Consider the following 21,557-nt stretch of genomic DNA (forward strand, 5'->3'; position numbering starts at 1 on the left):
TAACGTGAGCGAAGCCAAAACCGTCGCGATTATCGGAGCCGGGCCGGTCGGCCTTGCCGCCGCCGCCCATGTGCTGGAGCGCGGCCTGCAGCCGATCGTGCTGGAAGCTGGCGACCATGTCGGCCACGCCATGCGGCAATGGGGCCACGTCCAGCTGTTCTCGCCGTGGGAATACAATGTCGACAAAGCTGCGGTGCGTTTGCTGGCGACGACGGGCTGGAACTCTCCTGAACCCGATCAGTACCCGACCGGCGCGGAGATGGTGGAGCGCTATCTCGAGCCGCTCGCCAACAACACCGCGCTCAAGCCCCACATCCACACCTCGAGCCGCGTCACCGGTATCAGCCGGGTGGGCTTCGACAAGCTCAAGACCAAGGGCCGCGAAACGGCGCCGTTCGAAATCCGGTATCAGAACGGGAAAGGTCCTGAGATCGTCAAGGCCGATGCGGTCATCGACGTATCCGGCACCTGGCATTCGCCGAATCCAGCAGGCGCGAACGGCCTCCCCGCCATCGGCGAGACAGAGGCGACCGACCGGATCGCCTACGGCATGCCCGACGTATTGGGTAAGGACCGCGCGCGCTATGCCGGCAAGACCGTTGCAGTGCTGGGTGCCGGGCATTCCGCGATCGGCACGCTGACCGATCTGGCGAAGCTTGCGGAGCAGGCACCGGAGACACAACCGATCTGGCTGTTGCGGGGCAACGATCCCGCCAAGGCCTTTGGCGGCGGCGCCAACGACAAGCTGGTCGCCCGCGGCGAACTCGGCGCCGCCTTCGCCGCGCTGGTGACCGCCGGCCGGATCAAGGTCGAAAGCGAATTCCGCGTTTCGCATCTCATCCCTGACGGCCCTCGCCTTATCGTGGGCGCCCTTTCCGCCTGCTCGGCCCGTCGGGTGGTCGTCGACGAACTGATCGTGGCAACGGGCTTCCGCCCCGACCTCGATTTCGTGCGCGAGCTGCGCATCCGGCTCGATCCGGCGATCGAATGTCCGGTCGCGCTGGCGCCGCTGATCGATCCCAACGAACATAGCTGCGGCACCGTGCGGCCGCATGGCGCGCGCGAACTGGCGCAGAACGAGCCCGGCTTCTATTTCGCGGGCATGAAATCATATGGCCGCGCGCCGACCTTCCTGATGCTCACGGGATACGAACAGGTGCGCTCGATCGCAGCCGACATCGCCGGAGATCGCGAAGCCGCGGAGCGGGTCGAGCTGGTGCTGCCCGAAACCGGCGTCTGCAGCCGTTCGCTCGCGCCAGATGCCAGCAATTGCTGCGGCGGCCCTGCATTATCGGATGTTGACGCCTGTTGCGTCGCGGATGAGAAAGCAAAGCAGCAAGGCAAGACGGGATGCGGTTGCGCGTCCTGATCAATAAGGAGTAGGCGGAATTTTTCTGGAGGGACGCTCCGTCATCGTCGCGATGTGCTTCGGGCAGCTTGGCAGCCTGCTCCCGCATGTCGTCGTGCCTTCGATTCTTGCGGCATTCCTGATCCCGGAATGGCATCTCAGCGGCGCGCAGGCCGGCCTGCTGGCGGGCTCCGGCGCCGCCGGCTACATGCTGGCCGTGCCGGTGCTGGCGACGCTGACCGACCGTATCGACGCGCGCAAAATATTGATCACAGGTTCGGCGCTCAGCGCGCTCGGGACCTTGCTGTTCGGCCTGTTCGCGACCGGCCTGTGGTCGGGCGCCCTCTTCAACGCGGTCGCGGGCGTGGGCTTTGCCGGCGCCTATATGCCGGGCCTCAAGGCGCTCACGGATCGTCTCGCCCCGGGCGATTCATCCCGCGCCATCACGCTCTACACATCGAGCTTCTCGTTCGGCGTCGGCGTGTCGTTTCTGGTTTCCCAACTCGTTGCGGATGCCTGGGGCTGGCGCAGCGCATTTTTCGTCACCGCCGCCGGGCCGCTGGTGATGCTCACCGTCTGCTTGCTGTTACGGCCGGTCGAACCGAAGCCGGCGTCGGGACGCCTGCTGGATTTCGCACCGGTGTTCCAGAACCGCAAAGCCATGGGATTTGTCCTCGGCTATGGCGCGCATTGCTTCGAGTTGTATGGCATCAGGACCTGGATCGTGGCGTTCTGGACGTTCGTGGCCGCAAGGAATTCGGACGCTTCGATCCTGACGCCGATCGTCGTCAGCGTGGTGTTCTCCATGCTCGCGATGCCCGCGAGCATCCTCGGTAATGAGATCGCGCTCCGGTTCGGCCGCCACCGCGCCATAACGACCGTGATGTTGGCTTCCGCCGCGGTGGCCCTTTTGATAGGCATCCTCGCCGACAAGTCACCGTGGCTGCTGCTGCCTTTGATGCTGGTATATGCCATCACGGTTCCCGCAGATTCCGGCGCATTGACCTCGGGCATGTCGATGTCCGCAGAACCGAACTATCGCGGCGCGACCATGGCGATGCATTCCACCGTCGGCTTCAGCCTGTCCGCGCTTGGCGCGTGGGCGGTAGGTATTGCGCTGGACGCTGCGGGAGGACCGCAAAGTTCAGCGGCCTGGATGGCGGCATTTTCGGTGTTGGCGGCAGGGATCCTGCTTGGGCCGCTGGCGCTCTATTGGTCAAGAAGAGAGACGCCGCAGTGAACCGCAGCCAGTTTTCCATCATTATCGCGCTCGGCACGACCCAGACACTGGCCTGGGCTTCGAGCTATTACCTGCCCGCGATCCTCGCCGATCCGATCGCGCGCGATCTCGGCGTTTCCTCGAACTGGATCTTTGCAGCTTTCTCAGCGTCACTTGTCATCTCGGCCATGCTCGGGCCGCGCATCGGCCGGCAGATCGACCTGGTCGGCGGCCGGTCCGTGCTGTCGCTTTCCAACCTCGTGCTCGCCGCGGGACTGGCGCTGCTCGGTCTTACCTATTCGATACCGGTGCTGCTCGCCGCCTGGCTCCTGCTCGGCATCGGCATGGGTGCGGGGCTCTACGACGCCGCCTTCGGCGCGCTCGGCCGCATCTATGGCGACGCGGCGCGGCGCTCGATCACCGGCATTACCCTGATCGCGGGCTTCGCCTCCACCGTCGGATGGCCGCTGACCGCATGGGGGCTGGAAACGATCGGCTGGCGCAACACGTGTTTTGCGTGGGCGGCGGCGCACGTCCTGATCGGCCTGCCAATCAACTGGCTGATGCTGCCGCCGGTCGCGGGCGCAAAGGCGGCCATTGCCGCCGCCGTCAAGCCGCACGTTCCGCTCGACCGCACCATGATCCTGCTGGCGTTCGCCTTTGCCGCAGCATGGTGCGTCACCGGCGCGATGGCCGCGCATCTGCCGCGCATTCTCGAATCCGCCGGCGCGACCTCGCTGCAGGCGGTGGCCGCCGGCGCCCTGATCGGTCCGTCGCAGGTGGCCGCGCGCATCTTCGAGGCGAGTTTTCTCTCACGATATCACCCGCTGGTGTCGGGCCGGCTCGCCTGCCTCACCCACCCGATCGGTGCGGCCATCATTGGACTATTGGGCGGCGGCGCGGCCAGCGTCTTTGCCGTCTTCCATGGCACCGGCAATGGCATCCTGACCATTGCGCGCGGCACCATGCCGCTCGCGATCTTCGGGCCGAAAGACTATGCCTATCGGCTCGGCATCATCGGCGCCCCGGCGCGGATCGCGCAGGCCGGCGCGCCACTGGCGTTCAGCCTCTTGATCGACGTCATGGGCAGCCGCATCCTGATCGTGTCGTCGGCGCTCAGCCTCTCGGCGCTGCTAGCGCTGTGCTTGCTGCGGGCGCCGCCGCCACGAAGCGGGACGAAAGAGGGGGATGTCTGAATGATCACCCGCATCAATCCGCCTGAACTCGGCTCGCCGCCCGGCTATTCCCAGATCGTCGAAGTGACCGCGGGACGCATCATCTTCATCGCCGGCCAGACCGCGCTCGATCGCGACGGCAATGTGGTGGGCCGGAACGATTTCGCTGTCCAGGCCGAGCAGGTGTTCCAAAACCTTGCGATCGCGCTGCAGGCCATCGGATGCACGGCCGCCAACCTGGTGAAGCTCACCGTGTTCCTCACCGACATGGATAATCTCGGGCGTTACCGGGAAGCCAGGAACCGCTTCTTTGCGTCGGTCACGCCTGTGGCGGCGCCCGCAGTGACGCTGGTCGAGGTGTCGAAGCTGTACGGTCCGGACTTCCTGATCGAGATCGAAGCCATCGCGGCGGCGTAAGCGTCATTCGTAAAACTCCGGTGACATCTTCAAGCCGTCCCGCTGCGCCTTGTCGTGGTTGATCCAGAGTTGCGCCTTCTCTTTTGTGAGCGTATCGGCAATTTTCTGCATCGAGGCCTGCGTCTGCTCCTTGTTGGAGTTCATGGACGGGACCGCGCGAATTTCCCAATTGCTTGTAAAATGAACGGCGTCGCCCGACAGCACGATCGCGCCCGATTTCGGCAGCTTCACCAATAGCGATTGATGACCGGGCGTATGCCCCGGCGTCGAGAGGATGGTCACGCTGCCATCACCAAATATGTCACGGTCTCCTTCCAGTTTGGTGACCGGGTGCTCGGCCTTGAAGCGCGGCGCATTGTTGGCCCCGGGCCATTCATATTCGGCCTTCTGCACGTACAGCATGGTGGTCGGAAACATCTCGACATTGCCGACGTGGTCGGGATGGGTGTGCGAAACTGCCATCCCCTTGATGTCCGCGGGTTTCACCCCGAGCCTGTCAAGCTCCCCTGCCAAGGTCTTTGGCCGGCGCCACAACACGGCCTTGGGATCGGCCGGCGCAAGACCATCCGGCATCGCCGCAACGGCGTCCGCGACTCCGGTGTCCCACAGGAACCAGCCCTGCGCGTGCTTGATCAGGTAACAGCTATCGACGAAGTTCATCGACTTGCCTTCGTTAAGACCCGGCGACCAGCGCGAGATGTCGCCCGCAACGCCCTCGCCGCAGTTGAGAATGTAGAGTTTTTCGACACCTGGCCTGGCTGATTGGGCGTGACCGGAATTGACAGTAAGCGCGGCAGCAACCAGCGGCACTGCAAGAGTGATCGTGCGTTTCACGTTGTTCCTCCCGAGAGCTCAATGTCAGCTATCCTATCTCATCTCCGGGCGCCTTGATTGGTGGTTACGGACTTTTTACCTCCGACGTTGCGATCCAAATCCCGGCGAACACCGCGACAAGCCCGAGCACGAGATTGGGCGTGATCGGCTCACCGACCAACTGCGTGGCGAGCAGCCCCGCCGCGAGCGGATTGACGGTCATGGTATTGGCGACGCGCGTCGGCGACGCCCGTTCCAGCGCCAGCACCCACAGGATGAACGCCAGCGCGCCACCGGCAACGCCGAGATAAATGCCCGCGATCCATGGCGGCGTGCTGAACTGGCTCAATGCCGCGACGCTTCCCGTCAACAAGCCGACCAGGACCAGGGCTGCGGCGCCGGTCCCCATGCCGACGGTAAGGAAGCCAAGCGCGCTCGATCGCCGGATGAAGGGGCGGGACCAGACATTGTAGAACGCCATGCACAATACAGCCGCGGTCAGGATCAGTTCGCCCCGCCAGGCGCCCGGCGGCGCGGCCGACAATCCTGTTGCAAGCGCCGCTGCGACACCGAGCACCGCAATGCAGACCCCGATCGATTTCCGTTTCGTCAGCGGCTCGATGCCGAGTATGGCGCCGACCACCATCGTGTGCAGCGGCAACGTCGCCAGCGCGAGGCTGGCGCGCGCCGCGGTCGTGTAGGACATCGCGATGTTGTAGAGAACGAAGAACACGCCGAAGAAACAGAAGCCGAGGGCGGCGACGGCCGGCCAGTCGCCGCGGCGCGGCCATCGCGCCTTCAGCAACAGCGCCGCCGGCAGCACGCAACAGAAGCCGATCGCCCAGCGCAGAATCGCAAGCGTAATCGGATCGGTGTTGCCGGCGAGATAGCGCGTGATCGCGGCCGCAGTTCCGCCGAGGCAACTCGAGACCAGCGCGATCGTGACCCCAACCCACTCGCCCACGCCGTCTCCCCGCATTTGACGCGCCATCGGCTGCAGCGCTTGGCTGAACATATGATCGCGACAGACCGGCGCACGAACAAAAAGCGTTTGTCGTGCGAATCTTTCTGCCGGATGGCGACAACTGTCAGCATGGCGACAATTGTCAGCAGCGTGGTCATCGCGAGGAAGCATGACGTTGCATCTTGCGCACACAACCATGCCGGGCGTAGCCTGCCCCCCGGGGGGAATCGCAGCCTCCCCGTCAAATGGCGATCCCATTCAAGCGCTGCTCGCTTTTCTGCGGAGCGAGCACATGGATGGAACGACATTCGAACTGACGCTGTTTCTTCTCGCGACCTTTGCCGGCGCGCTGGTCGCCGGCCTCTCCGGCTTCGCCTTCGGCCTCGTCGCATCGGCGATCTGGCTCTACATCCTAAGCCCGCTGCAAACCGCGACGCTGATCATCGCATTTGGGCTGATCGTGCAGGGCTATTCGGTCTGGAAGCTGCGCGGCGCGCTGGACTGGAGGCGACTCTGGCCGTTCGTGGCCGGCGCCGCGCTCGGCGTTCCCGTCGGCGTTGGCATCCTGACCTGGGCGAACCCCGTCCATGTGCGCATGGGCGTCGGCGCGTTCCTGGTGTTCTACAGCCTTTACGCGCTGCTGCGGCCGGCCATCCCCACGGTGAAAACCGGCGGCGCCGCGGCCGACGCGGGTGTCGGCTTCCTCAACGGCGTCCTCGGCGGCATCACCGGGCTTGCCGGAATTCTCGTGATCATCTGGTGCGGCTTGCGCGGCTGGTCCAAGGACGTGCAGCGCACGGTGTTTCAGCCAGTAGCGGTTGCGATCTTCGCCATGAGCGCATTGTGGATCGGCGCCAGAGGCGCGATCACGCCAGAGGCGATCAAGCTGTTCCTGATCGGATTGCCGGCCTTGTTCGCCGGCACCTGGCTCGGGCTGAAACTGTTCGGGCGACTCGACGAGGCCACGTTCCGGAAAATCGTGCTGGCGCTTCTTCTGCTGTCAGGCGCCCTGCTGATCGTGTAGGCGGGCATTCGTGAGCAATATCGCAATGGATTGACGCGGCGCCGGTCACATCAGCGCATTATCGCGTCAATCCATCCCTAAATTTCAATCAATTGCGTCGTTCCTGCATAGCGGGCCGCTAAGAAGTTTTTGTCATGAGGAAGTACCGGAAACCCGGTTTCCGGTGGTTTCGAGGCTCCAGTAAGCCGGAGCTTCCAGGCTCTGGAATTGGGCAATGCAAGAAGCGATCCGCTTACGTGAACTGGAAGCCGAGTGCCGTCAACGCGCGCTGAGCGAGCCGGACAAGAAATGGTACTGGCTCGCGCAGGCCGCCAAATACCAGGTGCAGGCAGACCAGAAACTCGCCTTTCGCTCGGAAGAGGCCAACGCCCCCGACTCTCCGGAGATCAAGCTCGTGCAATGGTCGCATGTACGCGATGAGCGACGATTGATGGAGCCACTCCCTGACGGACGGCGACCGCTCTGGTAGGCGCCGAGCCGCATTCGTGATGATCTGACCACCGTCAGCGCTGAAACCGACGAGCAAGCGATCCAGCTTCATTAATCAATTGAAAGTGAACTCACGGTCACTTTCCCGGAACGCCCGCGGTAATGCGCTTGGAATAAAGGCTTTCGCCCCGTCCTCGTAACGCCGTTGCAATCACCGGCGCCTGACCACGTTGACAGTCCGTTTCCGTGTGGCTGAATACAACCATGGGGGTTTGCGATCCCCCCACGAGGCGTCATGCCCAAGTATCGCGTCCCGGTTTCCCGGAGGCGCATACGCATGCCCGAATACTTGCCGTCACTCACAAAAAATCCGTCAACGCTCGGCCGCGCTGCATCACGCCTCGCGGGAACATTGCCATGTGCGGTCGAACATGGGGCGCAAGAAGGAGAACGCCATGAAACAGTCCCTTACGCTACTCGCGCTCGGCACCGCGCTGCTGCTGTCACAGGCCGCCCGCGCCGATGCTATCGACTGGAAGAAGGTAGACGCCGCCCTCGGGAAGACCGCCACGGTGAGCGGTGAAGTGCACCGTTACGGGCTGCCGCGATCCGATCTGCACGTCACGCTGGATGGCGTCGCGATCAAGCCGGCGCTGGCGCTTGGAGGATGGGTCGCCTTCGCGCCCATGCAGGGAGAGGCCATGCTGATGGGCGACCTTGTGCTGCTGGACACAGAGATCACGCCGGTCATGACCAAATTGCTGGACAGCGGGCTGGACATCAGCGCGATCCACAATCACGTCCTGCGTGCCTCTCCCGCGACCTTTTACATGCATGTGGCGGGGCACGGCGACCCCGAGAAAATGGCGACCGCGATCCGCGCAGCGCTTTCTTCGGCAAGCAAGACGCCCTTCGACCCACCGGCCACCACCGCCACCGCCACCGCGGCGCCGGCGATTGATCTCGATACCGCAGGGATCGACGCTGCAATGGGCGCCAAGGGTACCGCGAACGGCGGCGTCTATCAGTACGGCATTCCAAGGCGTGATCCGGCCAAGGAAGGCGGAATGCAGGTCAACGCCGCTCTTGGCGGCGCGAACGCCATCAACTTTCAGCCGACCGGCGGCGGCAAGGCCGCCATAACAGGCGATTTTCTCGTGACCGGGAACGAGGTCAATCCCTTGATCCGGGCGCTGCGTGCCGGAGATATCGAGGTCACCGCGATCCACAGCCACATGCTTGCGGAAGAGCCGCGCATGTTCTTCGTTCATTTCTGGGCCAACGACGACGCTCTGAAGCTGGCGCGCAACGTCCGCGCCGCGCTCGACAAGACAGCCGTCGCGCAGCATTGAACCGTGGATCGACCGCTAGCGCTTTTCCTCCGGCGGCTTGATATGGCGGAACGAAAACAGGAGTGCGAGATCGTAGGCGATCTTTAGCGTGCCGCAGACCACCAGCGGCAGCCCCGTAAACGACGTCATCAGCAGCGCACCCGAGATTGCCGGGCTGATCGCGGATGCGAGGCTGCGCGGCACGGCAGTGACGCTGGCAGCCGCCGGCCGCTCCGCCGGCGTCACCACCGCCATGACGTAGGAGGTGCGGGTCGGCACGTCCATCTGCGACAGCGCCGAGCGCAACAGCAGCAACCCAAGCGCCAGATAGAGGTTTGGCGAGAACGCCGCCAGGATCAGGAAGATGCTGGACGGAATATGCGTGAACACCATGGTGTTGACGAGCCCGACGCGTTTGGCGATCCAGGCCGCGACCGGATAGGAAAAGGCGCTGAGCGTGCTCGACCAGAAGAAAAACAATCCGGCGGCGGACAATGACAGGTCGAAACGCTCGAACAGCCAGAGCACCAGCAGGGATTGCGCGACGAAACCGCCGGCAAAGGCATCGATGCTGAACAGCGCAGCGAGCTTGTAGACGGTGCCGCGCGACGGCCCGAGCGGCGTCTGTGGCGGCCTCTCCTCGCCGCGCGTATGCGGGACGTATCGGTAGAGCGCGGCGCAGGCGATGCCGAGCGCGGCATAGGCATAGAACATCACGCGGAACGCGGCGAGCTTTGTACTCCCGCCGGCGACAAGCAGATCGGGCAGCGACGCCGCCAGCGAGCCTGCCGCCGTGCAGAGCGCGCCGATCAGGCTGTAGCGGGCGAACACCTGCGTGCGGCGCTCATCGGTGGCGCTGTGCGCCAGCACCGCATGCTCGAGCGGGACCAGCACGCCGAGATCGCCGCCGGACGGATTGATGGTGCCGATGAAAGCGACCAGCGCGATCAGCACAAAATGCTCGACGCCGGGAAAGGCGATGCCAGTGGCGGCCATCAGGCACGCGCCTGATATCAGCAATGGCCGCAGGTCATGACGCGGCGCGATCCAGCCCGTGATCAGCGTCAGCAGCGCCGTTCCCAATAACGACGCCGTCGCGACAATGCCGACCGCGATGGCGTCGTAACCGAGCGCCATCATATAGGCCGGCAGGATGATGACGGCAAAACCGTCGCCGAAGCCGCGCAAGCCCCGCGCGAGATAAAGCAACGAGATCAGCGCAGTTCCAGTGGAAGCCTTCGGTTCAGTCGTGATATCGGCCATTCCCGTGTTCCCGTTACGGCAAGACGGAGATCTTGAACTGATCGAAGCGCGTCACGCTGTCGGACTTGGTCCACAGCGCCACGCCGCCGGACTTGGCAAACGTCTTGTCCGTCGCGCTGAATAATTTCTTGCCGTCGAAGGAGACAGTGAAGCGCTGGCCTTCCGCGCGCAAGCCGAGCGTATGCCATTCATTGGGGCTGACCCTCAAATTGGCGCCGGCCAGTTGCTCGCGCCGGCCGGCGACGACGCGATAGAAGCGCACGTTGTCCTCCAGCGCATTGGCGCGGGCCACATAGTAATTGTCGGCATCCACCAGCCGCACGGCGATGCCGCCGGCCTGATCCGTCTTGCCCGCCACAGCCTTGAAGCTGACTTCGACGTCGACATTGGCGGCCGAGAGGCTCTCGTAGATCGCGAGTGGAAACCGGTAATCGGTGCGGTCGGTGCTGGTCTGTTCGATCACCTTGCCCGCTGCGGCGGTCTGATCGGCAGTGACGGTCCATTCGCCCCCGCTGCCCTGGCCGGTTCGTGCAAACGAAAATCCCGCCGGAGGTGATCCGGGCGTCATACGATCGATGGCAATCATGGCGGCTCCTGTTTGCGCGGACGCGAACAGCGTCCCGTCCGCAAGGAAACACGCGGCGAGAAAAGCGGTCAGAACTGATCTGCGGGGATAAAAAAAAATCGGCCTGTTCCCGTCCATGCGCAATCCTCGACACGTCGAGTGGTGCGCAGAGCTTGGACGGAACGGCCGTCTAACGGGGAGCCTGCTTTATCCCCGATGCCGACCAAGGTAGGTCCGAATGCGGGATTCCGCAAGCCTCCCGTCGGGAACAGGTGCGGCGCCAGTTGACAGCACCGGCCATGGGCGGTTAATTCGACCCATGGGGGTTTTGCGATCTCCCCACGAGGCGACATGCCCAAGTATCGCGTCCCGTTTTCTCTTACGAGGGCGCAACCATGTCATCCTACACCACGATATCTCCAGACAAGCTTTCCCGACTGATCGGCACGGCGCATATGCCTGCCCTGATCGACGTTCGTACCGACGAGGATTTCGCCGCCGACCAGCGGCTGATTCCCGGTGCGATCAGGCGCAGCCACCAGGATGCCGGCGACTGGAGCGGCAAATTTTCCGGGAACTCGGCCATCGTCGTCTGCATGCGCGGAGCGAAACTCGCGCAGGGCACGGCGGCCTGGTTGCGGCATGCCAATGTCGCCGCGGAGACGCTTGAAGGCGGCTTTGAAGGCTGGAAGGAGGCAAAGCTTCCGCTGGTGAACGCATCGAAACTGCCGCCGCGCGACGCGCAGGGCCGCACCGTCTGGGTGACCAGGGCACGGCCGAAGATCGATCGCATCGCCTGCCCGTGGCTGATCCGCCGCTTCGTCGATCCGAACGCGGTGTTCCTGTTCGTAGCGCCTTCCGAGGTTGTCGCCGTCGGCGAACGCTTCAATGCAGCACCCTTCGACGTCGAGAACGTGTTCTGGAGCCACCGCGGCGAACTCTGCACCTTCGATGTCATGATCGAGGAATTCGGCCTAGCGACGCCGCCCCTGCTGCGGCTCGCGGCGATGGTCCGCGGCGCCGATACCGGGCGGCTCGATCTGTCGCCGGAAGCGCCCGGCCTGCTCGCCGCCTCGCTCGGCCTGTCGCGCATATTCGACGACGATCTCGAGCAGTTGGAAGCCGGCATGTTGTTGTACGACGCGTTCTATCGCTGGTGCCGCGACGCCTCGGGCGAGACGCATAATTGGCCCACCAACAAGGCGAAGCCGTAATGGATGCCACGATGGACAAGACGACCGAGGCCGGCGCAAGCCGCGACCTCGGTCACGGCATCAGCTTTGGTGAAGCCTTCCGGGTCTGGCTGCGGGTCGCCGTATTGAGCTTCGGCGGCCCGGCCGGGCAGATCGCGGTGATGCACCGCATCCTGGTCGAGGAAAAAAACTGGATCTCCGAGAGCCGGTTCCTGCATGCGCTGAATTACTGCATGCTGTTGCCGGGTCCGGAGGCGCAGCAGCTTGCGACCTATATCGGCTGGCTGTTGCATCGGACCGCCGGCGGCATCATGGCCGGCGGCCTGTTCATCCTGCCCGGCATCGTCGCCATCATGGCCTTGAGCTACGTCTACGCGGCCTATGGCAATGTCGGCTTCGTCGAGGCGGTGTTCTTCGGATTGAAGGCTGCGGTGCTCGCCATCGTCGTCCATGCCGTGGTCCGCGTGGGAAAACGCGCGTTGCGCAACCGGGTGATGATTGCGCTGGCGGCGGTCGCCTTTGTCGCGATCTTCTTTTTCAACGTCCCCTTCCCGGTCATCATCATCGCGGCGGGCGTGATCGGTTATTTCGGCGCGCGCAGCGGCCGGCCCGAATTCGGCGCTATCGAACACGGTGGCGGCGGCAAGACGTCGGCGGCGGTCGACAGCCTGCTCGGCGAGGAATTGCCCGATCACGTCCGGCCCAGCGTGGCGCGCGCTCTCAAAGTTAGCTCGGTTTGGCTATTGCTGTGGGTGGTGCCGGTCGCGGCGCTGCTGATCGGGCTCGGGCAAGCCAATGTGTTCAGCCAGATCGCGCTGTTCTTCTCCAAGATGGCGATGGTGACGTTCGGCGGCGCCTATGCGGTGCTGGCCTATGTCGCCCAACAGGCGGTCGAGCATTATCACTGGCTGCAGCCGCGCGAGATGCTGGATGGCCTTGGCATGGCCGAGACCACGCCGGGCCCGCTGATCATGGTGTTGCAGTTCGTTGGCTTCATGGCCGCCTATCGCGATCCCGGCGCGTTGTCGCCGATGCTGGCCGCGACGCTCGGCGGTTTGCTGGCGACTTGGGTCACCTTCATTCCCTGCTTCCTCTGGATCTTCCTCGGCGCGCCCTATGTCGAGACGCTGCGCGGCAACAAGGGGCTGGCGGGCGCGCTGACCGCGATCACCGCCGCGGTCGTCGGCGTGATCCTCAATCTGTCGATCTGGTTTTCGCTGCATACGCTGTTCCGGCAGACCATCCCGGTTCGCTCGCTCGGCCTGTCGTTCGACATGCCGGTGTGGGGAAGCCTCGATATCGCGGCCTTCGTGCTGGCCGCGGCCGCGGCGACCGCGATCTTCCGCCTCAACATCGGGATGCTCTGGGTGCTGGCGGGGTCGTGCGCGGCGGGCGTAGCGTTGCGGTTTGCGGGGCTTGTCTGAATGCAGACTCATCGAAGGCACGAAAGGCCACGTCGCCACGCGGCCTTTGCGTAAGATCAAGCTGGCCCCTGCCGGCTGCATTAGGGTGCCTCAATACGAGGCTTGTCATGCTGCCGTTTACGCCGGACCAGTTTCTCTCGGTCTTCGTGACGTACAACAACGCGATCTGGCCGATCCAGATCGTCGCCTATCTGCTCGGCGGCGTCGCGGTCACGCTTCTGTTTCGAAAGCCGCCAGGCGGAGATCGGGTGATCGCCGGCGTTCTCGCCGCGATGTGGCTGTGGACTGCGATCTTCTATCACGCGCTGTTCTTTGCGGACATCAACAAGGCGGCGTACCTGTTCGCGGCATTGTTCGTCGTCCAGGGCGGCTACTTCTTCTACGAAGGCTGCTATCGCGGCCGGATCCACTTCAGCCAGGGATCGGGATTTCTCGCCTGGCTGGGCCTCGCCTTCGCAGCCTACGCGGCGATCCTGTATCCGCTGATCGGCATGATGACCGGGCATCCCTACCCGGCGATGCCCATGTTCGGCGTCACGCCATGCCCGGTGACGATCTTTGCCTTCGGAATGTTGCTTGCGACCGCACCGCCGCTGTCGCGCTGGCTGCTCGTCATTCCCTTTGTCTGGTCGCTGATCGGAGGCAGTGCGGCCATCTTGCTGCACGTGCCGCAGGACTGGTTTCTGCTCGTCAGCGGCCTGATCGCCGTACCGTTGATTGCATTCCGTTCTGGACTGGCTGTCCAGCCGCAGCAGGCCCGCTAAACCACGTTCGCCGGCGCCAGCTTGCAGACATCAGGGTCCACCTCGATCTGCAAGGTGGTGTGGTGGATGTTGAAACGGTGCGAAAGCTCCTCGCAGACGCCATGCAGGAAGGCGTCGTCGGTGCCGCCCGGCCGCACCAGATGCGCGGTCAGCGCGGTCTCGTTGGTGCTCATCGCCCAGACGTGGAGGTCGTGAACGTCGGAGACGCCTTCGAGGCCGGCGAGATAGTCCCTCACCTGCGCCAGCTCGATGCCGCGCGGCACGCCGTCGAGCGCGAGGTTGACGCTGTCGCGCGCCAGCCCCCATCCGCTCCAGAACACCACGGCGGCGATGACGAGGCTGATGGCGGGATCGAGCCACAGCCATCCCGTCAGCATGATGACGAAGGCGGCAACCACCACCCCGAGCGAGACGCCCGCGTCCGCCACCATGTGCAGATAGGCGCCGCGGATATTGAGATCGCCGTGGCGGCCGCGCATGAACAATAGCGCGGTGCCGCCATTGATGGCGACGCCAAGCGCCGCGACCACCACGACCATCCAGCCCGCGACCGGCGCAGGGCTGTAGAGCCGGTTGACCGCCTCGACGACAATGCCGCCGACCGCAACCAGCAGCAGCCCGGCATTGAACAGGGCCGCCAGGATCGAAGCCCGGCGATATCCGTAGGTATGCCGCTGCGTCGGCTGCTTCTGCGACAGCCACGCCGCGCCCCATGCCAGGAGCAGCGCGATCACGTCGGAGAGATTGTGAACCGCGTCCGAAATCAGCGCCAGCGAGTTGGCGGCATAGCCGAAGATCAATTCCGCAATGACGAACGCCGTATTGAGCGCGGCGCCGATGGCGAACGCCCAGCCGAAACTGTCCGGCGCATGGCTGTGGCCGGCCTGACCATTGGAATGATCATGCGTGTGGGAATGATTGTGATGAGAGTGATCGTGCGCCATTCCGCCTCGATGAACTTCAACGGCGACTTATATAGCGCGACGGATTTCGAATACTATTACAGGCGGGAATCGTATGGTGGGCAAAGCGACGCGTGCCCACCAATTTCCAATCGCGAAACAAGATGGTGGGCACGGCGCTGGTGCGCCTTTGCCCCCTACATTCTCGCGCTACTCCACCCCGCGCAAGAACTTGTTCGACTTCGGCAGGCCGTGCGCGAGGCGGCCGGCGTCGGCGCGGTTGCCGCGCCAGTCGGACAATTCCTTGGCGCTCATGCTCTGCTCGCGGCCGGCGGAATCCTTCCAGGTCAATCCCGCCTTGAGTTCGAAGACGGCGACATCGGACAGCTTGGCGCTGGAATATTTCTGCAACCGCACGCCGCGGCCACGCGCCATCTCCGGCACCTGGTCGAGCGGGAACAGCACCATCTTGTGGTTGGTGCCGATCGCAGCGACGGTATCGCCTGCCACCGTCGCAATCGCACAGGCCTCGTTCGGCATGGTGACGTTGAGCACCTGCTTGCCCTTGCGGGTATTGCCGACGCAATCCTCTTCCTTGACGATAAAACCCTGCCCCTCGCTGCTCGCGATCAGGAATTTGCGTTCGCCCTTGTGGACGAACAGCGAGACGATCGCCGCATCCTGCTCCATGTCGATGAACATCCGGATCGGTTCGCCATGGCCGCGGCCGCCCGGCAGTTTCGCGACGTCGAGCGAATAGAATTTGCCGTTGGTGGCAAACAGCAGCAGTTTTGACGTGGTCTCGGCGAAGAACGCATGGTCGAGCTTGTCGTCGGTCTTGAAGGCGAGCCCCGAGATATCCTCGACATGGCCCTTCAGCGTGCGCACCCAGCCCTTTTCCGAGATCACTACCGTGCAGGGCTCGCGCTCGACAAAGGCTTCCTCGATCGCGGCGAGATCATGCTCGGGCGCGTCGGCGAACATCGTGCGGCGCTTGCCGAGCGGCGTCTTCGGCCCAAAAAGATCGCGGACCTTGCGGACCTGCTCGCCGACCTTGGACCATTGCTCGGTCTCGGAACCGAGCAGCGACTTGATGCCCTTCAATTCGTTGCGAAGGTTCTTGTCCTCGGTGCGGATTTCGAATTCCTCGAGCTTGCGCAAGGAGCGCAGGCGCATGTTGAGGATGGCGTCGGCCTGGACTTCCGTGAGCTTGAACGCCTTGATCAGCGCTGGCTTCGGCTCGTCCTCGGTGCGGATGATCTTGATCACCTTGTCGATGTTCAGATAGGCGATCAGGTAACCGCCGAGAATTTCGAGCCGGTTCTCGATCTGGGTCTTGCGGAAGTTGGAGCGGCGGACCAGCACGTCGCGCAGATGGTCGAGCCATTCGCGCAGACATTCCGCGAGCCCCACCACCTTGGGGATCTTGCCCTTGATCAGCACGTTGAGGTTCAGCGAAATCTTGCTTTCCAGCTCGGTGAGCCGGAACAGCGATTCCATCATCAGTGCGGGATCGACCGCACGAGATTTCGGCTCGATTACCAAGCGGACGTCTTCCGCCGACTCGTCCCTGACGTCGCCGACCAGCGGCAGCTTCTTCTCGTTCAGGAGCTCGGCGATCTTCTCGACCAGCCGGGATTTCTGCACCAGCCACGGGATCTCGGTGATGACGACGACCCAGGTGCCGCGCGCGCCCTCTTCCTGGGTCCATTTGGCGCGGGTGCGGAACGAGCCGCGGCCGGTGGTGTAGGCTTCGGCGATGCTTTCCTTGGAATCGACCACGATGCCGCCGGTCGGGAAATCGGGACCCTTGACCCATTTCAAAAGCGACTTCGACTTGGCGTCGGGCTTGTCGATCAGATGCAACGCTGCATCGCACAGCTCGGCCGCGTTGTGCGGCGGGATCGAGGTCGCCATGCCGACCGCGATGCCCTGCGAACCGTTGGCGAGCAGATTCGGGAAGCCGCCGGGCAGAACCACCGGCTCCTTGCTCTGTCCGTCGTAATTGGGGCGGAACTCGACGCCGTCCTCGTCGATGCCTTCCAGCAGCAGCCGCGCGACCTCGGTCATGCGCGCTTCGGTGTAACGGTAGGCGGCCGGATTATCGCCGTCGATATTGCCAAAATTGCCCTGGCCGTCGACCAGCGGATAGCGCGAGGCGAAATCCTGCGCCAGACGCACCATGGCGTCGTAGATCGCCTGGTCGCCATGCGGATGGAACGAGCCCATCACGTCGCCGACGATCTTGGCCGACTTCTTGAACGGCGTGCCGGGGTCGAGCCGCAACAGGCGCATGCCGTACAGAATACGCCGGTGCACCGGCTTCAGCCCGTCGCGGGCGTCTGGCAAAGCGCGGTGCATGATGGTCGAGAGCGCGTAGGCGAGATAGCGCTCTTCCAGCGCATCGCGCAGCATCACCTCGTGGATTTCAGCCGGCTCTTCCGGCGGTAGCTGTCGTTTTCCCATGGGGAGGCGTTAAACTTTTCGGCTGAATCGGGCAAGACGCGAATGGGAACATCCGCGTCCCGGCGCCCTGAGGAACCCATAACCACAGGTGTTTGTGGCGAAAAATGGCTGGGGCTGCCGAGCCATGGATGGGCCGCGGCTTATGGGTCGCCGCGTTCACGGGGACGACCGGCGGCAGGGGCCAAGTCAGGCCGACGAACTGATTCGCGCCCGGTGCCGCGTCACCGCGTTGATGAACCCGTCTCTGGCGTCGGAATGGCCCTGCCCGCGCGGCTCCAGCACGTGGCGGAGCAGGAACATCCCGGTCAGGCGAAAACCGTCCTGCAGGTCCTGGTCCGACCAGCCGTTCGCGCCACCCGCGCCTTCGCGCAGGAAGGGCGGCAGCCGCAGCAGCCGGTCCCGGTATGGCTCGCCCGCAGCCCGCGACACCGCGCCGCCGGACTTTGGCGAGACGTAGATCAGGTCGGCGGTCCCGCCGGTGGCGGCGCAGTTTTCCAGATCGAGGCCGAAGCCGAGTTCGGCCAGCATCGCGAGTTCGAACCTGATGAGGTGGGCGGCCGCGCCGCTGGCATCGTCAAAGTCGTCGAGGATGCGGTCGAGCAACTCGTAGATGTCCTCGTGCGGATCGCGCTCCGGCAACAGCCGCGCCAGCGAAGCCAGATGGGTGACGCCATAGACCGCATGGGAGGACGCGAGCAGCGTTGCGGCGCGCAGCCGCGTGCCTTCGATCGCGTAGGTGCCGAGATGCTCGTCGAGCCGCGCCCGCCAGACCGCGGTGACGCTGTTGCCGGGTTGCAGCAACGGCCGCATCCGCGACGAGGAGCCGCCGCGTACCAGGCCGAGATGACGACCATGCTCGCGCGTCAGCAGTTCGACAATGGCGGAGGATTCGCCATGCCGCCGCACGCCCAGCACGATGCCTTCGTCGGTCCATTCCATGGGAAGGAGTTTACAGGATTTCGGCGCATGTAGGGTGGGCAAAGCGCAGGTGCCCACCAACGATCAACAAACTGTGTCGCCTGGGATGGTGTGCACGGCGCGAAGCGCCTTTGCCCACCCCGCACGATCACGCGTCGAACCATCCTACCGCATCGCCGGTGAAGGAGAAGTACAGCCCCGCCGCGGTCAATGCGCAGGAGATCACCTCGATGCCGCTGTCGAACGCCAGGCCCTTCTCGGCGATCAGTTGCACCAGGGAAATCACGGAGAGCACCAGCGCTGCCGCCAGCGCCCAGCGCGGCCAATTCTTGCGGCGCTCGGCGGCGAGCCGGACGAAGTAGACCAAAAGCAGGATCAGACCGGCCGCCATCAAGGTCCCGGCATTGATCATCTGCTCCGTCATGTTGGCGTTCGGCGTGCGGTCCTGAAACGCCACCGACACCGCATCCAGCGTCAGCGACAGATACAGCAGAACCTCAAACCACAGCACGTTGCGGGGTACGTTCATCGGGCCTGTTCTTTGTTATTGCCTGATTGCGGCCTGATCATTGCCGATCATTCCTTGGGGAATTCCAATCCCATTTCCCGGTAGCGGTCGGGATCGTTGCCCCAGTTCTCGCGCACCTTGACGAACAGGAACAGGTGCACGGGCACGCCCAGAATCTCGGCGATCTCCTTGCGCGAATCCGCGCCGATCGACTTGATGGTGGCGCCGCCCTTGCCGAGTACGATCTTGCGCTGGCTCTCGCGCTCGACAAAGATCGTCTGCTCAATCCGCACCGACTTGTCCTTGCGCTCGGTCCAGCTGTCGGTCTCGACGGTCGATTGATACGGCAGCTCCTGGTGCAGTTGGCGGTAGATCTTTTCGCGGGTGATTTCGGCTGCCAGATGCCGCAGCGGCGCATCCGACATCTGGTCCTCGGGGTAATGAAACGGCCCCGGCGGCACCATCTTCGCCAGCGTCTTGCGCAGATCGGCGACGCCATCGCCCGACAACGCCGAGATCATGAAGGTGCTTTCGAATTTCATGCGCTCATTGGCGGCCTGCGCCAGCGCCAAAAGCTTCTCGCGCGGGATCAGGTCGATCTTGTTCAGCACCAGGATTTTCGGGTGCGCAACCGTCGCGAGCTTCTTCAGGATCGCGTCGGCCTCCTCGTCGATTCCAGCCTTGGCGTCGAGCAGCACGCAGACGAGGTCGGCATCATGGGCCCCGCTCCAGGCGGTGGAGACCATGGCGCGGTCGAGCCTTCGTTTGGGCGCGAAGATGCCGGGCGTATCGACCAGGATGATCTGGGCATTGTCCTCGATCACGATGCCGCGGATCAGCGCCCGCGTCGTCTGCACCTTGCGCGAGACGATGGTGACCTTGGAGCCGACCAGCGCGTTGACCAGCGTGGACTTGCCGACATTGGGGGCTCCGATCAGCGCGACAAAGCCGCAACGGGTGTCGGCGGACGTGGCCTCGGCTGAGGATTCAACTGTCATTGCTGCCACCGCCGACGCCTTCGCGTTCGATCATCACGGAGGCTGCGACCTTCTCGGCGGCGCGCTTGGAGCCGCCAACGCCTTCGGCGGGCACCAGTCCCGGCAAGTCGACGGCGACGCGGAACTGCGGGTCGTGATGCGGCCCGGTGCGCTCGATCTCGCGATAGACCGGTGTCGGCAAGCCCTTGCTCTGGGCCCATTCCTGCAACACCGTCTTGGGATCGCGCAGCGGCCGGCGCGGCTTGCGCATCCGCTCCAGCCAGTTGCGCTCGACGAATTGCGACGCCGCCGCATAGCCGCCGTCGAGATAGATCGCCCCGATCACGGCCTCGCAGATGTCACCGAGCACGGATTTGCGCAGGCGCGCGCCCGCCCCCGCGCCGACCGCGCCGAGCTTGATATCGTCGAGCAGCCCGAGCGATTTTGCGACGTCGGCGCAGCTTTCCTTGCGCACGAGATCGGCGAGGCGCTTCGACAATTCGCCTTCGTCGGCCCGCGGATAGGCGCGATACAGCATGTCGGAGATGATCAGCCCGAGCACGTGATCGCCGAGAAATTCGAGGCGCTGATAGCTGTCCGCGCGATGACGCGTGGCGGGCTTCAAGGCGGAGACATGGGTAAAGGCGGTCGTCAGCAGTGCGGGATCGGAAAATTTGTAGCCGATACGCCCCTCGATCGCGGCAGCGGCCGCCTTGGCCCCGGCCTTGCCGCGCTTCTTTTTCGGCGCAGTGACGCCGGCGGCTTCGGCCTGCTGGCGCGGCTCGCCCGAGGTCGGTGTGTCAGGAATGATCGCTGTCTCGTCGTTCATCGCACGATTGTGAATAGGCGATTCCAGCGCACGGCCGTCGGCCAGCGCCAGAACATCCAGGCATGTTCACCCTCGGCGATGGAGAAGAAAATCATTTGCGCGCGGCCGACGATGTTCTCGAACGGCACATAGCCCACCGCCGACAGCACGCGGCTGTCGGTCGAGTTGTCGCGGTTGTCGCCCATCATGAAGAAGTGGCCGGCCGGCACCGTATAGACGTTGGTGTTGTCGTAGAAGCCGTTGTCGACGCAATCGAGCGATTCATAGCTGACGCCGTTCGGCAGCGTTTCCTTCCAGCGCTTGACGCGCGCGGTGGCGTCGGAACCGCAGGGATCCTCGCCGATGAAGTCGGAAAGCCGCTCGCGCTTGACCGGCTTGTCGTTGATGTAGAGCAGGCCTTCCCGCATCTGGATGCGGTCGCCCGGCAGGCCGATCACACGCTTGATGTAATCGGTGGAGTCATCCTTCGGCAGGCGGAACACCACAATGTCGCCCCGGTTCGGCTCCGAGCCGAAGATGCGGCCCGAGAACAGCGGCGGCGACAATGGAATGGAATAGTGGCTGTAGCCGTAGGAATATTTCGAGACAAACAGGTAATCGCCCACCAGCAGCGTCGCCTTCATCGATCCCGAGGGGATGTTGAACGGCTGAAACAGGAAAGTGCGGATCACGAGCGCGATCAGGAGAGCGTGGATGACGACGCGGATGGTTTCGCCCAAGCCGCTTTCAGATTTTGTGCTGGAGGTCACGCTCATCGCTTTCCCAATTCCCGCGAGCCCTTGCCCGCACGGTGGCAGAACGTTTTCCGCACGCGAATCGCTGGTACGTTCGCGTCAGGAAAATGGTCTCAATACTGATGTTGAAGGCCCATTCCGGCGCTACCCTGAATCGGCCCTGGCTCGAACACGTCGTTCGCGGCGTTTTAGACGGTTGTTGGTGGGCGCGCAATCAAGCGCCTCGTCAAAACTTCATAATGCATTGATAAGTCAATGATTTTTTGTTTTGTCCCGCTTCCCCGGCGCAAACGC

Annotated in this window: 22 protein-coding genes; 11 read left to right on the top strand and 11 right to left on the bottom strand. The window is 63.9% G+C overall.

What is annotated here, in order from left to right:
• Positions 1-4: 4 nt before the first annotated feature.
• The 4 genes from JQ624_RS25545 to JQ624_RS25560 are packed head-to-tail and all read left to right on the top strand — an operon-like array spanning position 5 to position 4,159.
• Entirely contained in the window at positions 5-1,369 is a 1,365-nt protein-coding gene (locus JQ624_RS25545) for an NAD(P)-binding domain-containing protein (RefSeq protein WP_212421680.1), read from the top strand.
• Positions 1,370-1,421: 52 nt separating this feature from the next.
• Positions 1,422-2,588 (top strand): MFS transporter, encoded by a 1,167-nt coding sequence (locus JQ624_RS25550; protein ID WP_212421681.1) that lies wholly within the window; start codon positions 1,422-1,424, stop codon positions 2,586-2,588.
• On the top strand, positions 2,585-3,763 hold the full coding sequence (locus tag JQ624_RS25555) for an MFS transporter (RefSeq protein WP_212421682.1): 1,179 nt from the start codon (positions 2,585-2,587) through the stop codon (positions 3,761-3,763). Before JQ624_RS25550 ends, JQ624_RS25555 begins: the two co-directional genes overlap by 4 nt.
• Positions 3,764-4,159: a RidA family protein gene (locus tag JQ624_RS25560; protein WP_212421683.1), complete on the top strand. Its 396-nt coding sequence runs from the start codon at positions 3,764-3,766 to the stop codon at positions 4,157-4,159.
• A 3-nt stretch (positions 4,160-4,162) separates the two neighbouring features.
• Here JQ624_RS25560 and JQ624_RS25565 read toward each other — a convergent pair whose 3' ends face one another.
• The gene (locus tag JQ624_RS25565; protein WP_212421684.1) at positions 4,163-4,993 is read right to left on the bottom strand and encodes an N-acyl homoserine lactonase family protein; all 831 of its coding nucleotides are present in this window, start codon (positions 4,991-4,993) and stop codon (positions 4,163-4,165) included.
• A 64-nt stretch (positions 4,994-5,057) separates the two neighbouring features.
• The gene (locus JQ624_RS25570; protein WP_212421685.1) at positions 5,058-5,936 is read right to left on the bottom strand and encodes a DMT family transporter; all 879 of its coding nucleotides are present in this window, start codon (positions 5,934-5,936) and stop codon (positions 5,058-5,060) included.
• A gap of 292 nt (positions 5,937-6,228) precedes the next feature.
• Here JQ624_RS25570 and JQ624_RS25575 point away from each other — a divergent pair, with 292 nt between their 5' ends.
• The 3 genes from JQ624_RS25575 (at position 6,229) to JQ624_RS25585 (ending at position 8,741) form a co-directional block, all read left to right on the top strand.
• Entirely contained in the window at positions 6,229-6,960 is a 732-nt protein-coding gene (locus JQ624_RS25575; RefSeq protein WP_212421686.1) for a sulfite exporter TauE/SafE family protein, read from the top strand.
• A gap of 214 nt (positions 6,961-7,174) precedes the next feature.
• A complete protein-coding gene (locus tag JQ624_RS25580) occupies positions 7,175-7,429 on the top strand; it encodes a hypothetical protein (RefSeq protein ID WP_212421687.1) in 255 nt (84 codons plus the stop codon).
• Positions 7,430-7,844: 415 nt separating this feature from the next.
• Complete coding sequence (locus JQ624_RS25585; protein WP_212421688.1) at positions 7,845-8,741, top strand: DUF1259 domain-containing protein; 897 nt, start codon at positions 7,845-7,847, stop codon at positions 8,739-8,741.
• Between the two features lie 15 nt (positions 8,742-8,756).
• Here the strand turns inward: JQ624_RS25585 and JQ624_RS25590 are convergent, their stop codons facing one another.
• Both JQ624_RS25590 and JQ624_RS25595 read right to left on the bottom strand, forming a co-directional pair.
• The gene (locus JQ624_RS25590) at positions 8,757-9,983 is read right to left on the bottom strand and encodes an MFS transporter (RefSeq protein ID WP_212421689.1); all 1,227 of its coding nucleotides are present in this window, start codon (positions 9,981-9,983) and stop codon (positions 8,757-8,759) included.
• 13 nt (positions 9,984-9,996) lie between these two features.
• Positions 9,997-10,569, bottom strand: a complete 573-nt coding sequence (locus JQ624_RS25595) for a hypothetical protein (RefSeq protein WP_212421690.1) — start codon at positions 10,567-10,569, stop codon at positions 9,997-9,999.
• Positions 10,570-10,943: 374 nt separating this feature from the next.
• Here JQ624_RS25595 and JQ624_RS25600 point away from each other — a divergent pair, with 374 nt between their 5' ends.
• The 3 genes from JQ624_RS25600 (at position 10,944) to JQ624_RS25610 (ending at position 13,929) form a co-directional block, all read left to right on the top strand.
• Positions 10,944-11,762 (top strand): sulfurtransferase/chromate resistance protein, encoded by an 819-nt coding sequence (locus JQ624_RS25600; RefSeq protein ID WP_212421691.1) that lies wholly within the window; start codon positions 10,944-10,946, stop codon positions 11,760-11,762.
• An 11-nt stretch (positions 11,763-11,773) separates the two neighbouring features.
• Positions 11,774-13,165, top strand: a complete 1,392-nt coding sequence (gene chrA, locus JQ624_RS25605) for a chromate efflux transporter (RefSeq protein ID WP_212421692.1) — start codon at positions 11,774-11,776, stop codon at positions 13,163-13,165.
• 107 nt (positions 13,166-13,272) lie between these two features.
• A complete protein-coding gene (locus JQ624_RS25610; RefSeq protein WP_212421693.1) occupies positions 13,273-13,929 on the top strand; it encodes a DUF6064 family protein in 657 nt (218 codons plus the stop codon).
• Here JQ624_RS25610 and JQ624_RS25615 read toward each other — a convergent pair.
• The 7 genes from JQ624_RS25615 to lepB form a co-directional block, all read right to left on the bottom strand.
• Entirely contained in the window at positions 13,926-14,873 is a 948-nt protein-coding gene (locus JQ624_RS25615; protein WP_212421694.1) for a cation diffusion facilitator family transporter, read from the bottom strand. The genes JQ624_RS25610 and JQ624_RS25615 overlap by 4 nt on opposite strands.
• A 168-nt stretch (positions 14,874-15,041) precedes the next feature.
• Positions 15,042-17,297 (bottom strand): DNA topoisomerase IV subunit A, encoded by a 2,256-nt coding sequence (gene parC, locus JQ624_RS25620; RefSeq protein ID WP_212421695.1) that lies wholly within the window; start codon positions 17,295-17,297, stop codon positions 15,042-15,044.
• Positions 17,298-17,483: 186 nt separating this feature from the next.
• Complete coding sequence (recO, locus tag JQ624_RS25625) at positions 17,484-18,236, bottom strand: DNA repair protein RecO (RefSeq protein WP_212421696.1); 753 nt, start codon at positions 18,234-18,236, stop codon at positions 17,484-17,486.
• Positions 18,237-18,363: 127 nt separating this feature from the next.
• Complete coding sequence (locus JQ624_RS25630) at positions 18,364-18,744, bottom strand: hypothetical protein (RefSeq protein WP_212421697.1); 381 nt, start codon at positions 18,742-18,744, stop codon at positions 18,364-18,366.
• Between the two features lie 47 nt (positions 18,745-18,791).
• Positions 18,792-19,721 (bottom strand): GTPase Era, encoded by a 930-nt coding sequence (era, locus tag JQ624_RS25635; protein ID WP_212421698.1) that lies wholly within the window; start codon positions 19,719-19,721, stop codon positions 18,792-18,794.
• Positions 19,711-20,529 (bottom strand): ribonuclease III, encoded by an 819-nt coding sequence (gene rnc / locus JQ624_RS25640; RefSeq protein WP_212421699.1) that lies wholly within the window; start codon positions 20,527-20,529, stop codon positions 19,711-19,713. The genes era and rnc overlap by 11 nt, the downstream gene beginning before the upstream one ends.
• Positions 20,526-21,284, bottom strand: a complete 759-nt coding sequence (lepB, locus tag JQ624_RS25645; protein WP_212421700.1) for a signal peptidase I — start codon at positions 21,282-21,284, stop codon at positions 20,526-20,528. Before lepB ends, rnc begins: the two co-directional genes overlap by 4 nt.
• Here lepB and JQ624_RS25650 point away from each other — a divergent pair.
• Positions 21,223-21,522, top strand: coding sequence for a hypothetical protein (locus JQ624_RS25650; RefSeq protein ID WP_212421795.1), 300 nt, complete (start codon positions 21,223-21,225; stop codon positions 21,520-21,522). The genes lepB and JQ624_RS25650 overlap by 62 nt on opposite strands.
• Positions 21,523-21,557 lie beyond the last annotated feature (35 nt).

Origin of the sequence: Bradyrhizobium sp. AUGA SZCCT0283, from assembly GCF_018130385.1 — a bacterium.
Taxonomy (GTDB): Bacteria; Pseudomonadota; Alphaproteobacteria; order Rhizobiales; family Xanthobacteraceae; genus Bradyrhizobium.

What these genes read in the sequence shown, in the direction of transcription:
- JQ624_RS25585 (WP_212421688.1), top strand. Translation starts at nt 7,845, where the DNA reads ATGAAACAGTCCCTTACGCTACTCGCGCTCGGCACCGCGCTGCTGCTG.
- era (WP_212421698.1), bottom strand. Translation starts at nt 19,721, where the DNA reads ATGACAGTTGAATCCTCAGCCGAGGCCACGTCCGCCGACACCCGTTGC.
- JQ624_RS25650 (WP_212421795.1), top strand. Translation starts at nt 21,223, where the DNA reads ATGACGACGCGGATGGTTTCGCCCAAGCCGCTTTCAGATTTTGTGCTG.
- JQ624_RS25615 (WP_212421694.1), bottom strand. Translation starts at nt 14,873, where the DNA reads ATGGCGCACGATCACTCTCATCACAATCATTCCCACACGCATGATCAT.
- JQ624_RS25580 (WP_212421687.1), top strand. Translation starts at nt 7,175, where the DNA reads ATGCAAGAAGCGATCCGCTTACGTGAACTGGAAGCCGAGTGCCGTCAA.
- JQ624_RS25560 (WP_212421683.1), top strand. Translation starts at nt 3,764, where the DNA reads ATGATCACCCGCATCAATCCGCCTGAACTCGGCTCGCCGCCCGGCTAT.
- rnc (WP_212421699.1), bottom strand. Translation starts at nt 20,529, where the DNA reads ATGAACGACGAGACAGCGATCATTCCTGACACACCGACCTCGGGCGAG.
- JQ624_RS25610 (WP_212421693.1), top strand. Translation starts at nt 13,273, where the DNA reads ATGCTGCCGTTTACGCCGGACCAGTTTCTCTCGGTCTTCGTGACGTAC.
- JQ624_RS25600 (WP_212421691.1), top strand. Translation starts at nt 10,944, where the DNA reads ATGTCATCCTACACCACGATATCTCCAGACAAGCTTTCCCGACTGATC.
- JQ624_RS25575 (WP_212421686.1), top strand. Translation starts at nt 6,229, where the DNA reads ATGGATGGAACGACATTCGAACTGACGCTGTTTCTTCTCGCGACCTTT.
- lepB (WP_212421700.1), bottom strand. Translation starts at nt 21,284, where the DNA reads ATGAGCGTGACCTCCAGCACAAAATCTGAAAGCGGCTTGGGCGAAACC.
- recO (WP_212421696.1), bottom strand. Translation starts at nt 18,236, where the DNA reads ATGGAATGGACCGACGAAGGCATCGTGCTGGGCGTGCGGCGGCATGGC.
- chrA (WP_212421692.1), top strand. Translation starts at nt 11,774, where the DNA reads ATGGACAAGACGACCGAGGCCGGCGCAAGCCGCGACCTCGGTCACGGC.
- JQ624_RS25630 (WP_212421697.1), bottom strand. Translation starts at nt 18,744, where the DNA reads ATGAACGTACCCCGCAACGTGCTGTGGTTTGAGGTTCTGCTGTATCTG.
- JQ624_RS25595 (WP_212421690.1), bottom strand. Translation starts at nt 10,569, where the DNA reads ATGATTGCCATCGATCGTATGACGCCCGGATCACCTCCGGCGGGATTT.
- JQ624_RS25590 (WP_212421689.1), bottom strand. Translation starts at nt 9,983, where the DNA reads ATGGCCGATATCACGACTGAACCGAAGGCTTCCACTGGAACTGCGCTG.
- parC (WP_212421695.1), bottom strand. Translation starts at nt 17,297, where the DNA reads ATGGGAAAACGACAGCTACCGCCGGAAGAGCCGGCTGAAATCCACGAG.
- JQ624_RS25550 (WP_212421681.1), top strand. Translation starts at nt 1,422, where the DNA reads ATGTGCTTCGGGCAGCTTGGCAGCCTGCTCCCGCATGTCGTCGTGCCT.